Annotated in this window: 15 protein-coding genes; 3 read left to right on the top strand and 12 right to left on the bottom strand. The window is 63.4% G+C overall.

Going from position 1 to position 14,907, the window contains the following annotated elements; genetic code table 11:
* Positions 1–264 precede the first annotated feature (264 nt).
* Positions 265–1,014, top strand: coding sequence for a transcriptional repressor LexA (lexA, locus tag E1809_RS03980; RefSeq protein WP_133202927.1), 750 nt, complete (start codon positions 265–267; stop codon positions 1,012–1,014).
* On the opposite strand, the gene E1809_RS03975 is transcribed toward lexA, so the two are convergent.
* Positions 1,011–3,062, bottom strand: a complete 2,052-nt coding sequence (locus E1809_RS03975) for an ATP-dependent DNA helicase (protein WP_133202926.1) — start codon at positions 3,060–3,062, stop codon at positions 1,011–1,013. The two genes, lexA and E1809_RS03975, sit on opposite strands and share 4 nt — an antisense overlap.
* Complete coding sequence (gene hflX, locus E1809_RS03970) at positions 3,055–4,617, bottom strand: GTPase HflX (protein WP_133202925.1); 1,563 nt, start codon at positions 4,615–4,617, stop codon at positions 3,055–3,057. Before hflX ends, E1809_RS03975 begins: the two co-directional genes overlap by 8 nt.
* 413 nt (positions 4,618–5,030) lie before the next feature.
* Between hflX and E1809_RS03965 the strand changes: the two genes are divergently transcribed.
* Positions 5,031–5,645 carry a class I SAM-dependent methyltransferase gene (locus E1809_RS03965; RefSeq protein WP_133202924.1) on the top strand — a complete coding sequence of 205 codons (615 nt, stop codon included), beginning with the start codon at positions 5,031–5,033 and terminating at the stop codon, positions 5,643–5,645.
* On the opposite strand, the gene dapF is transcribed toward E1809_RS03965, so the two are convergent.
* The 7 genes from dapF to E1809_RS03920 all read right to left on the bottom strand — a co-directional run bounded on the left by dapF (position 5,626) and on the right by E1809_RS03920 (position 12,576).
* Complete coding sequence (dapF, locus tag E1809_RS03960; protein ID WP_133202923.1) at positions 5,626–6,594, bottom strand: diaminopimelate epimerase; 969 nt, start codon at positions 6,592–6,594, stop codon at positions 5,626–5,628. The two genes, E1809_RS03965 and dapF, sit on opposite strands and share 20 nt — an antisense overlap.
* A gap of 31 nt (positions 6,595–6,625) precedes the next feature.
* Entirely contained in the window at positions 6,626–7,573 is a 948-nt protein-coding gene (gene miaA, locus E1809_RS03955; protein ID WP_133202922.1) for a tRNA (adenosine(37)-N6)-dimethylallyltransferase MiaA, read from the bottom strand.
* A 1-nt stretch (position 7,574) separates the two neighbouring features.
* Positions 7,575–9,119: a tRNA (N6-isopentenyl adenosine(37)-C2)-methylthiotransferase MiaB gene (gene miaB / locus E1809_RS03950; RefSeq protein ID WP_268908659.1), complete on the bottom strand. Its 1,545-nt coding sequence runs from the start codon at positions 9,117–9,119 to the stop codon at positions 7,575–7,577.
* 22 nt (positions 9,120–9,141) lie between these two features.
* Positions 9,142–10,398: an aggregation-promoting factor C-terminal-like domain-containing protein gene (locus E1809_RS27300; protein WP_235835420.1), complete on the bottom strand. Its 1,257-nt coding sequence runs from the start codon at positions 10,396–10,398 to the stop codon at positions 9,142–9,144.
* Between the two features lie 104 nt (positions 10,399–10,502).
* Entirely contained in the window at positions 10,503–10,973 is a 471-nt protein-coding gene (locus E1809_RS03930) for a regulatory protein RecX (RefSeq protein WP_133202919.1), read from the bottom strand.
* 79 nt (positions 10,974–11,052) lie between these two features.
* Positions 11,053–12,099 carry a recombinase RecA gene (recA, locus tag E1809_RS03925; protein ID WP_133202918.1) on the bottom strand — a complete coding sequence of 349 codons (1,047 nt, stop codon included), beginning with the start codon at positions 12,097–12,099 and terminating at the stop codon, positions 11,053–11,055.
* 237 nt (positions 12,100–12,336) lie between these two features.
* The gene (locus tag E1809_RS03920; protein WP_133202917.1) at positions 12,337–12,576 is read right to left on the bottom strand and encodes a DUF3046 domain-containing protein; all 240 of its coding nucleotides are present in this window, start codon (positions 12,574–12,576) and stop codon (positions 12,337–12,339) included.
* A 41-nt stretch (positions 12,577–12,617) separates the two neighbouring features.
* Between E1809_RS03920 and E1809_RS03915 the strand changes: the two genes are divergently transcribed.
* Positions 12,618–13,115, top strand: a complete 498-nt coding sequence (locus E1809_RS03915; protein WP_235835419.1) for a MarR family winged helix-turn-helix transcriptional regulator — start codon at positions 12,618–12,620, stop codon at positions 13,113–13,115.
* A 105-nt stretch (positions 13,116–13,220) separates the two neighbouring features.
* Here the strand turns inward: E1809_RS03915 and E1809_RS03910 are convergent, their stop codons facing one another.
* The 3 genes from E1809_RS03910 to pgsA all read right to left on the bottom strand — a co-directional run bounded on the left by E1809_RS03910 (position 13,221) and on the right by pgsA (position 14,907).
* Positions 13,221–13,673, bottom strand: coding sequence for a helix-turn-helix domain-containing protein (locus E1809_RS03910; protein WP_133202915.1), 453 nt, complete (start codon positions 13,671–13,673; stop codon positions 13,221–13,223).
* Positions 13,674–13,804: 131 nt separating this feature from the next.
* On the bottom strand, positions 13,805–14,308 hold the full coding sequence (locus tag E1809_RS03905; protein WP_133202914.1) for a CinA family protein: 504 nt from the start codon (positions 14,306–14,308) through the stop codon (positions 13,805–13,807).
* Positions 14,305–14,907, bottom strand: coding sequence for a CDP-diacylglycerol--glycerol-3-phosphate 3-phosphatidyltransferase (gene pgsA / locus E1809_RS03900; RefSeq protein ID WP_133202913.1), 603 nt, complete (start codon positions 14,905–14,907; stop codon positions 14,305–14,307). Before pgsA ends, E1809_RS03905 begins: the two co-directional genes overlap by 4 nt.

The following is a 14,907-nucleotide window of genomic DNA, read 5'->3' as shown; positions in this document are numbered from 1 at the left end:
TTTCGAACGATTGATCGAAAATCCGGGCTTCACGGTCCTCTTTAGAACACATATTCGAACTTTGCTACAACATTTTTAGCACTTATCAACGAACGGTGTCGAGACTCGCTAGAACAAATGTTTGATAAACACCTGTGCCTGCCCTACGTTTGAGGGAAGGAAAGGCACTGATTCAGTGCATCAGGAGGGTCTGACATTTTCAGGCCACGGATCCCGTCAGGCGCTCCCGCGCGGACCGGACGCAACAGAAGGGCGTTGGCGAACATGGCAGCGAAAGCCACCGGCAGCGGGTCCGCTGCAGCGCGGAGCCAGCAGCCGCAAAAGTCTCCCAAGAGCCTGACTGTCCGCCAGAAGAAGATCCTGGAGACCATCCAACGTTCCGTGAATGATCACGGCTACCCGCCGTCGATGCGTGAAATCGGTGACACGGTCGGCTTGGCCAGCCTTTCAAGCGTCACGCACCAGTTGTCCCAGCTCGAGAAGCTCGGATACCTTCGCCGGGACCCCAAGCGTCCGCGCGCCATGGAAGTCCTGATGCCATTGACCCTGGACGGCGGCGCGCAAATACCTGGCGTCGAAGCGACGGCAACGCTCCGGAGCACGGGCGGACTGGCCGTTACGGAACTCGCGAGTGCAAGCGATACCGCCATGGTGCCGCTCGTCGGCCGCATTGCCGCAGGTGGACCCATCCTGGCCGACCAGACCGTGGAAGACGTCCTTCCCTTGCCCCGCCAGCTCGTGGGGCACGGCGAGCTCTTCATGTTGAAGGTTGCCGGTGATTCGATGACCGACGCAGCCATCTGCAACGGTGACTGGGTAGTGGTCCGGCGTCAGAACGATGCTGTGAACGGCGACATCGTGGCCGCCCTCCTCGACGACGAAGCCACGGTGAAGACCTTCCGCCAGCGGGACGGGCACACCTGGCTGCTGCCGCAAAACACCCAATACGAACCCATCCTGGGCGACCAAGCCACCATCATGGGCAAGGTGGTCTCGGTCCTGAGGTCGCTCTAGCCGGCCGCAAGCCGCTCGAGTGCGCCAAGCACTACAGTCCGGTCCGTGGTTGCCCAGAAGGGCGGCAGTGCAGCCCGGAGGTATCCGCCGTATCGTTCCGTGGAGAGCCTGGAATCCAAGACGGCCACCACTCCCCTGTCCCCGGTCGATCGGATAAGGCGCCCGGCTCCTTGCGCCAGGCGAATAGCCGCGTGGGTTGCGGAAACCGCCATGAAGCCGTTGCCTCCCGCCTGCGCCACTGCGCGCGACCGGGCCGTCATCAACGGATCGTCCGGGCGGGGAAACGGAATCCTGTCAATCACAACGAGCCTGCATGAGCCGCCTGGAACGTCCACGCCTTGCCACAGGGACATGGTGCCGAACAAGCACGTGTCCTTTTCGTCGGCGAATTGCTTGACGAGCGCCGCCATGGTGGATTCGCCCTGGCACAGGATGGGAACATCCAGCCGTGAACGCATCTCCTCGGCAGCCTCCTCCGCGGCGCGCCGGGAAGAAAAGAGGCATAGGGCTCCTCCGCCGGAAGCCCTGATGAGGCCTTCGAGCTCATCAAGGGCCTCAGGCGAGCTGCCCCTCCCGGGTTTGGGCAAGTGCTTTGCCACATAGAGCATGCCCTGCTTCGGGTAATCGAACGGGGAACCGACGTCGATGCCGGTCCAGCTCGGGGCGCCCTGGCCGCTCAGTCCCAGTCCTCCGGCGGTAGCGTCGAAAGCCGAACTAATGGCCAATGTTGCCGAGGTGAGTACCACCGTGTGGCCCGCGAATAGCCCGTCACGTAGCCGCCCGGCCACACTGAGCGGGGCGATGTTGATGAGCGCAGGCGAAAATTCGTCAGGGGCGGAGTAGCCCTGTTGCGGGTCGAAGGTACTGCTCCGCGAAAACCACACGACTTCCTTGTTCTCCCGTGCGCTGAGCAAGCGTTCGCAGAGTTCGAGGATCAGCATCAGGCGTGAGCGCGCAAGCTGCCGTCCGCCGTCGACCGCGTTTGAAGAGTCGCCCTTCGAATCTGAAAGGGCAGCGCGGCAGGCCTCACGCAATTGATCAACGCAATCAAGCTGCTCGTCGTTAAGTCCGTTCGGCAGCAGCCCGGACGGTGCACTGGCAATCGCGAGTTCCAAACGGTCGGCCGACGCGTTCAATGCGTCCACCGTGATGGCCGTGTGCTTCCGTGCGCTCGACGCGGCAGCATGGACCATTGCGACGGACAGCTGGCCGGAAACTGCTCCGGTTACGCGGTCCTGGAGCTCGTGCGCCTCGTCAACCACCACGACGTCGTACTCGGGAAGCACCGCGAGGCCTTCGAAGGCGCTGACGGCGAGCATTGCATGGTTGGTGACCACGACGTCGGACTCGGCGGCACGATGCCGGGCCAATTCGCTGAAGCACTCCTCGGCCATCGGACACTTCTGGGCCCCGAGACACTCCATGGACGTGACCGAAACCTGGCGCCACGCCCGGTCCGTAACTCCGGGCATGAGTTCGTCGCGGTCCCCGGTCGCGGTCTTCGCGGCCCATTCCCGAAGCCGCAGCACTTCCTTGCCGAGTTGCGAGGACGGTCCGCCAATGGCCGCAGCGAGATGCGGAACGCTCGTGTCCTCGCCGAGCGAGAACAACTGCCCTTCAGCTGGTTCCTCGCTCGGAAAGCCGCCTTCCAGCTTGTGCAAGCACGCGTAATTCGCCCTGCCCTTGACCAGCGCGACGCTGACCGGGCGCTCCAGCTCCGGGTTGATGGTTTCCAGGAGCCGGGGCAAGTCCCAGCCAACGATCTGCGATTGGAGCGCGAGCGTGGCAGTGGACACGAGCGCGGGTTTATTGCTCTCCATCGCGTGCGCAATCAGGGGTATCAAGTACGCGAGGGATTTACCCGTGCCCGTGCCTGCCTGCACCAGGAGGTGCTCGCCCGTCTCGATCGCCCGGGCTACGTGCAGGGCCATTTGGTGCTGGCCTTCACGGTTCTGCCCGCCCATGCCGGCGACCGCCTTATCAAGGAGTTCGAGGGCGGTCCGCTCCCCCATGGTCCCGCCCCGTTCCCCCGTCTCCGGCTCAATCATTGTTGGCGAACGACTCCAGTTCGGCTGCCAGGTTCTCGTGGACCATCGCGACCACGCGCGTGCCGTCTTCCTCGTGCTCGAGGCTGAGGATTTCGGAATCGCCGTTGTGGAGCTTGTTGATGAGCTCACCGCGGCTGTACGGAATCAAGACTTCGAGCCGCACGCCCGGGCGGGGAATTGCCGTGCTGATGGCTCCCAGGAGTTCCGCAATGCCTTGCCCCGTCCTGGTGGACACCACAACGTGGCGCGGTTCCTTTTGCTTGAGCCGCTCCACGACGAAGGGATCTGCCACATCCGCCTTGTTCAAGACGATGATTTCCGGGATCTTCCGGGCGTCGACTTCGCTGAACACCGAACGCACCGCGGCAATCTGGCCTTCCGGGTCCGGGTGTGAAGCATCCACGACGTGCAGGATGAGGTCGGCGTCTGCCACTTCTTCGAGCGTGGAGCGGAAAGCCTCCACGAGCTGCGTAGGCAGCGAACGGACGAAGCCGACCGTGTCGGAGAGGGTGTAGCCGATCCCATCCGGAGTTTGCGCCTTACGGACAGTGGGGTCCAAGGTGGCGAACAAGGCGTTCTCCACGAGTACTCCGGCATCCGTGAGGCGGTTGAGCAGCGAGGACTTTCCGGCGTTCGTGTAGCCGGCGATAGCAACGGAAGGAACGGCATTACGACGGCGGTTGGCCCGTTTGGTTTCGCGGGCGGGCTTCATCGCGGCGATTTCGCGCCGAAGCTTCGCCATGCGGGTACGGATGCGGCGACGATCCAACTCGATCTTCGTCTCACCAGGGCCACGGGAACCCATGCCTGCACCGGCCCCGCCCACTTGGCCACCGGCCTGGCGGGACATGGACTCGCCCCAACCACGGAGTCGAGGCAGCAGGTACTCGAGCTGAGCGAGCTCGACTTGCGCCTTGCCCTCCCGGCTCTTTGCGTGCTGGGCAAAGATGTCGAGGATCAACGTGGTGCGGTCCACCACCTTCACCTTGACGATGTCCTCCAGCCCACGGCGTTGGGACGGCGCGAGTTCGGTATCCACCACTACGGTGTCCGCGCCGGTGGACATCACGATGTCCTTGAGTTCCTGGGCCTTTCCAGAGCCGAGGAATGTTCCGGGGTCCGGCTTCATGCGTCGCTGGACGATTCCGTCAAGCACTTCCGATCCTGCCGTTTCGGCCAAGGCGGCGAGCTCCCTCAGCGAGTTCTCGGCGTCGGCCAAGGTGCCTTCGGTCCAGAGGCCGGCAAGGACCACCCGTTCCAGGCGGAGTTGCCGGTATTCGACTTCGGTGACGTCTTCAAGTTCCGTCGAGAGCCCTGCCGTGCGGCGCAAGGCCCGCCTTTCGGCGAGGTCTTCCTGCTCGCCGTCGTAGGCGCTGTGCTCTTCGTCCAGGTGGGAAATTGCCTGGGCTTTGCCGAACACGCCTCTCTGTGCATCGCGCTCCTGCGTCGTGGCAGGTGCGTCCTTGGAGAGAATCCGGTCGATAACCGCCTGGATTTCTTCAGGACTCATGTCCTGGGCGTCGGAATCGGGTCCGGTGTTCTTCTGCGTGGTCATGGTCTCCTTATGAGGGTTCGGCATATCCAGAATAGTGCCGATTCGGGTCTGATGGCGCGGAATTCGCGCTGGGCTGAGGCCTTGGCAAGGCTTGCGACGCCTGGGTGTCCATCCGGGACCGCATGCGTGTGAGCTGACTCAATTAGGCCAAAAGCCCAAGCCCGCACGGAACCGTTGGAAAGGTAGACGATCTGCTGAGTATCCGGGCAACCATCGCGATTACCGGGAACGGTCATGCCAAGGCGGAATGGCACTGCCGGAAGGGCAGGCCTGCATCGCGGGCAATACCGACTGCGAAGAGTCGCTTACTCAAAGATCAAGAACATGGCTACTACGCTATCATCCGTTGTCAACCTGGCCTGCCGTCCGGCGCGGTTTCCCTTGCCTGCCGCTGGCCACTAATCTGGCAAGCTATGGAGTCTGCACACTATTTCAGCGCACAGCCCGCGGGGCCGTTCACCCGCAAGCCACTCACGGTGGAACTGGTTGGAGCCACCCGCCGCCTCCACACGTCAAGCGGAATTTTCAGCCCGGACGGCATCGATAAAGGGACGGCGATCCTGCTCGCGGACGTTCCGGCACCGGCGCCGCAGGGTAACCTCCTGGACATCGGCTGCGGCTGGGGACCCATTGCCTTGACGATGGGCCTCATGGCCCCGCACGCAAAGGTCCACGCTGTGGACGTCAATGAGCGTTGCGTGGCCCTGACCAACGAGAACGCCGAACTCCTTGAGCTCCGGAACGTCACCGCGAGCCTGCCTGACGACGTCGACCCCGCCATCATGTTCGACACCATCTGGTCCAACCCGCCCATCCGCATCGGCAAGGACGAACTCCATGGCCTTTTGCTGCGCTGGTTGCCGAGGCTTGCGCCAGGCGGCAACGCGTGGCTGGTGGTCCAGAAGAACCTCGGCTCGGACTCGCTTCAGCGCTGGATGGCCGAGACCCTCGACGACTCGTTCACGATTACGCGTGAAAGCACCTCGAAATCCTTCCGCATCCTGCGGGTCAGGAAAGCGAGCCGGTAGCCACAATCACGGCCGGGCCGCTGAGCTCGACGTGTTCCTTGCCCGTCTCGCCCCGGAAGAACCGGACGCCGACGACGCCGCCAGGTACGCTCACGCGCCACGTGTCCGGCGCGCCTTCTCCTGCCCAGTGACGGATTGCGACGGCGGCCGCGCACGCTCCGGTGCCGCACGACTGGGTTTCGCCGACGCCCCGTTCGTGGACGCGCATCGTGATGTTGCCTATGCCGTCATGCACCAGCGGCTCCGCCGGAACGACGAATTCGACGTTGGTTCCGTTGACGGGTTTCGGATCCACGACGGGAGCTTTGAAGAGTTGCGTGGAATTGAGTTCCGAGAGCTCTGCCAACGCCACTACCGTGTGGGGGTTCCCCATGCTGACGGAAAGACCGGGGCGGGCAACCTCCAGCCCGTCGGCGCTCACCAGGGAATCCATCGCCTTGCTGGTGGCGTCCTTGGGGAAAATGAACTCCCACGGGCCCATGTCCACCGCATAGCCCTCAGCGGTGCGGACAATCTTCTTGATCCCTCCACGGGTTCCAATGGTCAGGGATTCCCCCGCTTCGAGGGAGGCGAGGCCCTGCTCGAGCAGGAAGTGAACGAAGACGCGCACGCCGTTGCCGCACATTTCAGACAGCGAACCGTCGCCATTGCGATAGTCCATGAACCATTCCGCGGCAGGATCGGCCTCGAGCAGCAATCGCCCCTCGGGCAGGAAACGGGAAGGCACGGCCCGGATCAATCCGTCGCCGCCGATTCCGCGGTGGCGGTCGCAAAGGACAACTACCTGCTCGGGAGAGATCTGGTGCGCGTCCTCGGGGTCGGCAATGAGGACAAAGTCGTTGCCGGTCCCATGTCCTTTGGAAAAGGTCAATCCATGGAGTCCGGAAGCGGGCATGGCGCCGTCGGTGGCAGCAGGCTGCGGAGTGGAAGCGGCAAGGGTTTCGTCCATGGGTCAAGGCTACCTGCAGCGCGGGTTGCGCCTAAATCACCGGCACTTGGGCCTCGCATATTTCGATTGCCTTCGCCAGCAATCCCGGATCACGCCAATCGAGCCAGTGGATCCTCGGGTCCGCGCGGAACCAGGTGAGCTGGCGCCGGGCAAATTGCCGGGTCGCGACAATGGTTTCCTCCGACGCCACCGCAACGTCTGCCTCGCCGTCCAGGACCCGGAGGAACTGGGCATAGCCGAGCGCACGGGAAGCAGTCTTACCGCGGCGAAGGCCGACGGCGTCCAGCCGGGAAACCTCGTCGAGGAGGCCTGCGTCCACCATCCTGCGGACCCGCTCCGCCAAACGGTCGCGCAAAACCGCGCGGTCGACGTCGAGCCCTATCTGTACAGCCGCTTGGAAGTACTCCCGGGTGGGCATGAAGGAACTGAACGCGCGCCCCGTGAGCTCGAACACTTCCAACGCACGGATGACGCGGCGCGCGTCGCCCAGCCGCTCGGCGGATACCGGGTCCACGGTCCTAAGCCGTTCTTGGAGTCGATGGAGACCCGTTGCTTCGTGTTCTTGTTCCAGCCGCTGCCGCACCTCGGGGTCGGTGCCGGGAAATTCAAGGACGTCGAGCGCTGCCCGGACATATAACCCGGAACCGCCCACCAGGATGGCACGTTTGCCCCGGCCGTGGATGTCATCGATCGCCGCCCGGCATTCTGCTTGGAACGCGGAGACACTGGCCTCCTCCGTGACGTCCATGGTGTCCAGGAGATGGTGCGGGACTCCCTTGCGTTCTGCGACGCTGATCTTGGCCGTTCCGATGTCCATGCCACGGTAGAACTGCATGGCATCCGCGTTGATCACCTCGCCGTCGAGGGCAAGGGCGAGTTCGACGCCGAGATCGGACTTGCCCGATCCGGTAGGGCCGACGACGGCGATCACCGGCTTCGTGGTGGTGGGCCAGCCGGCGGGTGGTTGGGCCGTTCCCACGCTAGGCGCGTCGAATGGGAAGGGACGGCATGCCGAGCGAGACGCCCTTCGCGGAGCCGCTTCCCGGAGCCGGGACGCCGCACGAGTCGGCCTGCGAGCGGTCCCACGCGTCTCCGGCACGGGATCGCCGCAGAGTGTAGTCCGCCGTCGTCGCTGGATCCGACACGAGGTGGAAGGCCGCTGCTTCGGTGATGGTCACCGTGACGAAGTCCCCGGGCCGCGGGACCTCGGCGCCTTCCGGCACGGAGAAATGCACGAGTCGCTGGTCCTGGGAACGGCCGGAAAGGCGGTGCGTTTCTTCGGCTTTGCGTCCCGACTGAGCGGTCACGAGAAGTTCGACCCTGCGGCCGAGTTGCTTGGCGTTCTCTTCTGCCGCGATGCGGTCTTGAAGGGCGGTCAAGCGCTCGTAGCGTTCCTGGACAACGGCCTTGGGCAGCTGTTCCGGGAGATCCGCGGCAGGGGTGCCAGGACGCTTGGAGTACTGGAAGGTGAAGGCCGAGGCAAAGCGGGACTTCTCGACGACGTCAAGGGTGGCCTGGAAGTCCTCTTCCGTCTCGCCAGGGAATCCCACGATGATGTCCGTGGTGATCGCGGCATTCGGGATCTTGTCACGGACCTTGTCGAGGATCCCGAGGAACTTGGTGGAGCGGTACGAACGGCGCATGTCCTTGAGGACCTTGTCCGAGCCTGATTGCAGAGGCATGTGCAGCTGCGGCATGACGTTGGGCGTCTCGGCCATGGCGTCGATGACGTCGTCCGTAAATGCGGCCGGGTGCGGGCTCGTGAAGCGCACCCGCTCAAGGCCCTCGATCTCGCCGCATGCCCGCAGGAGCTTCGAGAACGCCAAGCGGTCTCCGAATTCCACACCGTACGAGTTCACGTTCTGCCCGAGCAGGGTGACCTCGACTGCGCCGTCGTCCACCAGCGCCTGGATTTCGGCGAGGATCTCGCCGGGACGGCGGTCCTTCTCCTTACCGCGCAGAGACGGAACGATGCAGAAAGTGCACGTGTTGTTGCAACCGACAGAGATGGATACCCAGCCCGAATACACGGAGTCCCTCTTGGTGGGCAGGGTGGACGGGAAGACATCCAGCGATTCGAGGATTTCCAGCTGTGCCTCGTTGTTGTGGCGCGCCCGGTCAAGGAGCGCGGGCAACGCCCCCACGTTGTGGGTGCCGAAAACGGCGTCCACCCACGGCGCCTTCCGTACGATGGTCTCGCGATCCTTCTGCGCCAGGCATCCGCCGACGGCGATCTGCATTCCCGGGTGGGCGGCCTTGACCTGCTTGAGTTCTCCAAGGTTGCCGTAAAGCTTGTTGTCCGCATTCTCGCGGACAGCGCACGTGTTGAAGACCACGACGTCGGCCACCCCTCCGTCCGCCGGAACGTATCCGGCCTCTTCGAGGAGGCCGGCCATTCGTTCGGAGTCATGGACGTTCATTTGGCAGCCGAAGGTCCGGACTTGGTAGGTGCGCTGGACGTTTGTCGAATCAGAGGCCGGTGCTGAATCTGGTGCCTGGGCTGGTGCTACGGAAGGAGAACTCACCAATATAGGGTAGCCCCTCGGACTAGTACCAGTTGAAGCCCATCTCGTGCTGCCACGCATTGCACGGTGAGCCGTATCGGTCGCGGATGTAGCCGAGGCCCCAGTCGATCTGGGTGCGGTAATTGGTCAGCCAGTCCGATCCGGCAGAGTAATACTTGTCCGCCGGCAAGGCCTGGGCAACTCCATACGCACCACTGCTGGGGTTGGTGGCGTCGGTCATCCAACTGGATTCCTGCGTCCAGAGACGGAACAGGCACTGCATCTGGTCCTGACCCCAACCGTAGGCGCCGAGGCGTGACGAAGCGTATTGCTGGGCGCCCGCGGGGTCGTTGCCGACTCCTCCCCCACCGCCGAAGCCTCCACCGCCACCAACGCCGGTTCCTACGACGTCGCCAACGCCTCCGCCCACGGCGGGCGGATTCTGCTGGGCGTTGGAAGCTGCGGCTGCCGCTGCAGCCGCAGCTTGTTGTGCCGCGGCTTGTTGTGCAGCTTCCCTCTTCGCTTCCTGGGCCGCCTGGTACGCCGCAAGGGCAACCTGGCCTTCTTGGTACTTCTGCGCCACAGCAGCGGAGGTGGAAGTCAGGGAAGCGAGCTGCGCGACCATCGTCTTCCGTTGGCCGTCCGTGGAGGCGACGTTGTCCTCCGCAGCGCGCCTGGCGGCGTCGGCTGCCTGGGACTTGGCTGCGGCGTCGGCGTCCAACTTCGCAAGTACGTCCTGGGCGGCCTTTTCCTGGGCGCTTGCGGCGTCCGAGGCCTGCGCGGCGCTCAAGGCGTCCGCATGCAACTTGGCGGTGCGGTCCAAGACCCGGTCCAGCAAGGCATAGCTCTGGATGTTGTCCGGCTCGACGGCTGCGTCCGCGAGGGACCAGGGCCCGGGATCGAATCCGCCGGACTCATAAGCCTTCTCCACAAGGGATGACGTGGCCTTCTTCAGGGAGTCCGACTTTGCCTTGGCTTGCTGGGACGCTTCTTCCAGTTTCTGCGTCACGGCTTCCTGATGCTGCAACGCGGCGTGAGCTTGGGCGTACTCCGTTCCGGCTTTGATGGCCACGGCGCCCAGTTCGCCGGACTTCTGCTGAAGCCCGGTGAGCAATTGGTTGATGCGATCCACTTCAGCGCTGGCCGCGGCTTCGTTCCCTTGGGCTTGTTGTACTTCTGCCCAGCTGGGATAGCCGGATGGCGGGGCGTCGTCATCAGCGGTCGCCGATCCGCCTTGCAAGAGGGAAGCCGCAACCAACGGCACAACGACCGCGGATAGGCGCCACGACAACGGTTTCACTGGAGCTGACCTGCTTCCGACTCGGAACACTCCAGAACCATAGTCCACAAGCCGTTGCGGACCTACGAACCAACACCGGGAAGAGCGATACTCACAGGGAGCTCTCAGATTCCGGCAGCCTCATCCAGGACATCGTTGACGATTCGAAACGCCATTGATGGCTGGTAGCCCTTCCGAGCGAGCATGGAGGCCAAACGCCGGGCTTGCCTATCCCGTTCAGCCCTGTCCGAAAGGTCCACACCGGCCCGCAACCGCCGGGCGACCAACTCTTTCGCCGAGTTCAACTCGTCGTCATCGCTGACCTGCGCCAAAGCCTCTTCCGCGGTCCCGGCGTCAATGCCCTTGTCTGCAAGTTCACGCCGCAATGCGCTCCGCGCCAATTTCCTCGACTGCGCCCGGCTGCGAACCCACATTTCCGCGAAGTCCGCATCATCCACCAAACCAACGTCCTCGAAGCGGTCGAGGACTGCTTCGGCTACAGCCTCCGGGACGTTTCGTTCGGCTAATTTTCGGGACAGTTGGAGCCTGCTCTTGGGCGAGTTGGTCAGTTGGCGAAGCACAATCGCCCTGGCCACTGCTTCCGGGTCAGGCTCCGGATCTGCCGCTACCGACGAATCCGGCGAAGGTCCCGAATATCGTTTACGCCCCCGGCCGCTATCCGTCAACGGCCTTCAGCTTCGGCGACTCTTCCGCTTCGGCTGGTTTGACGCCAACGCCAAGCTTCTCCTTGATGAGCCGCTCGAGCTCCGCAGCCAACTCAGGGTTGTCCCGGAGGAAGCGGCGGGAGTTCTCCATGCCTTGGCCCAACTGGTCTCCGTCGTAGGTGAACCACGAACCGGACTTCTTGATGATTCCGTGCTCGACACCCATGTCGATAATGCCGCCCTCGCGGGAAATGCCCTGGCCGTAGATGATGTCGAACTCCGCAACCTTGAAGGGCGGAGCCATCTTGTTCTTGACGATCTTGGCCTTGGTGCGGTTGCCGACCGAATCCGAGCCTTCCTTGAGCGTCTGGATACGGCGGACATCGATGCGGACCGAAGCGTAGAACTTCAGCGCCTTACCACCCGTGGTGGTCTCCGGAGAGCCGAAGAAGACGCCGATCTTCTCACGAAGCTGGTTGATGAAGATCGCGGTGGTCTTGGTCTGGCTCAAACGACCGGTGATCTTACGCAAAGCCTGGCTCATGAGCCTTGCCTGGAGGCCTACGTGGGAATCGCCCATCTCGCCTTCGATTTCCGCGCGGGGCACCAGGGCGGCGACCGAGTCAATTACAACGATGTCCAGGGATCCGGACCCGACCAGCATGTCCATGATTTCCAATGCCTGCTCACCGGTGTCCGGCTGGGAAACCAAAAGGGCGTCGGTGTCCACGCCAAGCTTCGCGGCGTAGTCGGGATCGAGGGCGTGCTCTGCGTCAATGAAGGCCGCAATGCCGCCATTGCGTTGCGCGTTGGCGACGGCGTGCAAGGCCACGGTGGTCTTACCGGAAGATTCCGGACCGTAGATCTCCACGACGCGCCCGCGCGGCAGGCCACCAATACCCAAGGCGACATCCAACGCGATTGAACCGGTGGGAATGACCTCGATGGGGGCCCGGGTATCGTCCCCCAGGCGCATGATGGAGCCTTTGCCGAATTGCTTGTCGATCTGGGCAAGCGCCGCTTCGAGCGCCTTCTCGCGATCCTGATTTGCCGCCATGGTTCACACCTCTGATGCTTTCTCGCTGTGGACTGGCCTGACCGGCCTTTTCCTGTCTCACTTGACGCTATTACGAGCCACCGACAATATTGCGTGCGACTTTGTGTATGTGGATAACCACTGCGCCCAAATGGCTGGAATGTGCTCCGTCAGGATCAAAAATTCCTCTGTAAGGAGCATAGTCCCATCCGAACAGATATTCGAACAATTGGGGGCGTGTCTTCGGGAGACCAAAGCTCAGTACGCCCCGCGTCCCCCGTCCGAGGGCTTGATATCGCGTCCGAGCCGACGTTCGGCAGGAACGTCCTGCACATCGCACAAGGCGAGCCAGACATCGCGGGGGCTGTATCCCGCAGACAAAGCGTCGTCTGCGGTGCGCCCGCCGACACCGGCTAATACTAGGGAGCTGCTGAGGACCCGGGAGTAGCCAGCCCCGAATTCATCGTCCATCAGCCGCCAGAAGTCACTGATCCGCACCAATAGAGTCTCTCATGGGGCCGGAACATAGAATGGTTGCCATGAGCAATACTCCCGACGACACGCCGGAAATGGTGGAGGCGGACGACCACGTCGATGCCGCCCTCCAGCAGGTGGAACACCAACTCAGCATGTTTTGGCGGCGTGCCCGGTCGCTGTCCTACCAGCTTTCGCGCCAGGTCCACCCGGACATGGAACCGGCAGCCTACGGCCTGCTGTCGATCATCCGCACGGAAGGTCCGATCCGCCTCACGGACCTCGCGTCATGCATCGGCGTCGGAAAGCCTTCGGTAAGCCGGCAAGTGGCCTTCCTGGAGGGGATCGGCATGGTGTCCAAGGAAGCGGACCCCAAGGACGGACGTGCCCAGTCGATTCGACTCACCCCCAAGGGCGAGGACAAAATGCACCAAGTCCAGGACGCGCGCCGCCAGGTGTTCCGGGAACGGCTTGGCGAATGGCCGCTCAATGAAATCCAAACGCTCGCGGACTACATTGAACGCCTCAACGCCGCCTACGGCGAAGGAATCGGCAAGGACTAGCCCGGCGGCTTCGACCCCGGCTTCCCAGACAACCGCATACACAACGAAAGAGGGCCTCCAGTGAGGCCCTCTTTCGTTGCAAGCTTTTCGCCTGCCGGCTTCCGCTCAGCGTGCGCCGGAGAGCATGCCCTGCGTAAAGTCCTCGTTCAATTCGGCGCTCAGTTCGCGGTCGAGGTCCCGACCGTAGCGCTGGGCGAATTCCTGCGGGACGGTGTCAGGGACAGCAACGCCCTCAGCGACGGCAACGCGGTCGCTGACTTCGCGCAGCATGCCGGACAGCGGGACATCCAAAGCCGAGCAAATCGAAGACAGCAACTCGGAAGAAGCTTCCTTCTGCCCGCGTTCTACCTCGCTTAGGTAGCCAAGCGAAACCCGGGCGCTGTGCGAGACTTCGCGGAGCGTGCGGCCCTGCCGCTGACGGACGTCGCGCAGAACATCACCAATCTCGTGGCGTAGTACGACCATTTTGCGCTCCTTCTGTTCGCTCGGTGCCTTTTCGGCCAAGCCCACATCCTTCCAGCGGACAACGCCGTTTACGGATACGGGCTGCTTAACCATCTGTATCGCCTTGCTCCCTCGTGAATCCGGTTCACCTCGCAGGTGGACCGGTTGTTTCTACATCCTAGGCGCCCCGGCCATTCCGAAGCGACACAATGTAACAACTATTGGGCCGCGTTTTTTGTTCCCGGCTACTTTACGTGCGGTAGGTCGGCCTGGACAAGGCACTCGAGCAGGCGTTCCAGCGCGGCCGACAATGCCTGTGCGCGGATGCCCGGGCGGTCCCCCTCGAACGAGTAGGCGTACGCCACGCTGCCGTCCGCCGTCGCGATCCCGATGTAAACCGTTCCCACCGGTTTTCCGTCGTGTGCCAGGGGTCCCGCGACCCCGGTGGTGGACACTCCGACGTCGGCGCCGCACGCGCGCCTCGCGCCGTCGGCCATCGCTCCTGCTACCCCGCCATCGACGGATCCGACAGCGTCAAGTAGGTCAGCGGGCACGCCGAGGACTGCTGACTTCACGGAGTTCTGGTATGCAACTACTCCGCCTTGCAGCATGCCTGACGCGCCGGGGGTATCGGCCAGGGTTGCTGCGACCAGGCCGGCCGTCAGGGATTCCGCTGTGGCCACCGTAAGGCCCTGCTTGATCGCGAGGACGACCGCGGATTCCGCGACCTCGCCAATGCTCCGGCTCATGCCCGGCTTCCGGCGGTGCGAAGCTTGATCGCTTCAATCACGTACTCGACGCCGGTCCACACCGTAATGGCAAGGGCAACGATCATGACCCAGAAAGCCACGATGACAAGCCACGGGGCGAAGGAGTCCAGGGGAAGGATGTAGATGAAGATCGCCACAGTCTGGATGACGGTCTTCAGCTTGCCTCCGCGCGAAGCGGGCATGACGCCGTAGCGGATCACGACGAAGCGAAGCGCGGTGATGCCCCATTCGCGCACCAGGATGAGGATGGTGATCCACCAGGGCAACTCCCCCAGCGCCGACAGGAGGACGAGCGCCGATCCGATGAGGAGCTTGTCAGCGATAGGGTCGGCGATCTTGCCGAAGTTGGTGATCAGGTTGCGGCTGCGGGCGATGTCGCCGTCGAGCTTGTCCGTGTAGATGGCCGCGGCGAAGGCGAGAACTGCTGCCCAGCGCCAGATGCCATGGTGACTGTTGTCCGCCAAGAGGAACCAGACGAAGAACGGAACCAGGACGATCCGGAGCATCGTCAGGATGTTGGGCAGGTTCCAGATTCCGGAACTGCCCGAACCGGTGTTGCTGGCCTCGGATGTAGTCAC

This window comes from Arthrobacter terricola (genome assembly GCF_004354015.1).
Classification (GTDB): Bacteria; Actinomycetota; Actinomycetes; order Actinomycetales; family Micrococcaceae; genus Arthrobacter; species Arthrobacter terricola.
This window is presented reverse-complemented; position numbering and strand designations above follow the sequence as displayed.

Bases quoted from the DNA above. Each gene is read 5' to 3' on its own strand.
- lexA (WP_133202927.1), top strand. From the start codon at position 265: ATGGCAGCGAAAGCCACCGGCAGCGGGTCCGCTGCAGCGCGGAGCCAG.
- E1809_RS03905 (WP_133202914.1), bottom strand. From the start codon at position 14,308: ATGAGCCGGAGCATTGGCGAGGTCGCGGAATCCGCGGTCGTCCTCGCG.
- dapF (WP_133202923.1), bottom strand. From the start codon at position 6,594: ATGGACGAAACCCTTGCCGCTTCCACTCCGCAGCCTGCTGCCACCGAC.
- hflX (WP_133202925.1), bottom strand. From the start codon at position 4,617: ATGACCACGCAGAAGAACACCGGACCCGATTCCGACGCCCAGGACATG.
- E1809_RS03975 (WP_133202926.1), bottom strand. From the start codon at position 3,062: ATGATTGAGCCGGAGACGGGGGAACGGGGCGGGACCATGGGGGAGCGG.
- E1809_RS03910 (WP_133202915.1), bottom strand. From the start codon at position 13,673: ATGGTTAAGCAGCCCGTATCCGTAAACGGCGTTGTCCGCTGGAAGGAT.
- E1809_RS03915 (WP_235835419.1), top strand. From the start codon at position 12,618: ATGAGCAATACTCCCGACGACACGCCGGAAATGGTGGAGGCGGACGAC.
- recA (WP_133202918.1), bottom strand. From the start codon at position 12,099: ATGGCGGCAAATCAGGATCGCGAGAAGGCGCTCGAAGCGGCGCTTGCC.
- E1809_RS03965 (WP_133202924.1), top strand. From the start codon at position 5,031: ATGGAGTCTGCACACTATTTCAGCGCACAGCCCGCGGGGCCGTTCACC.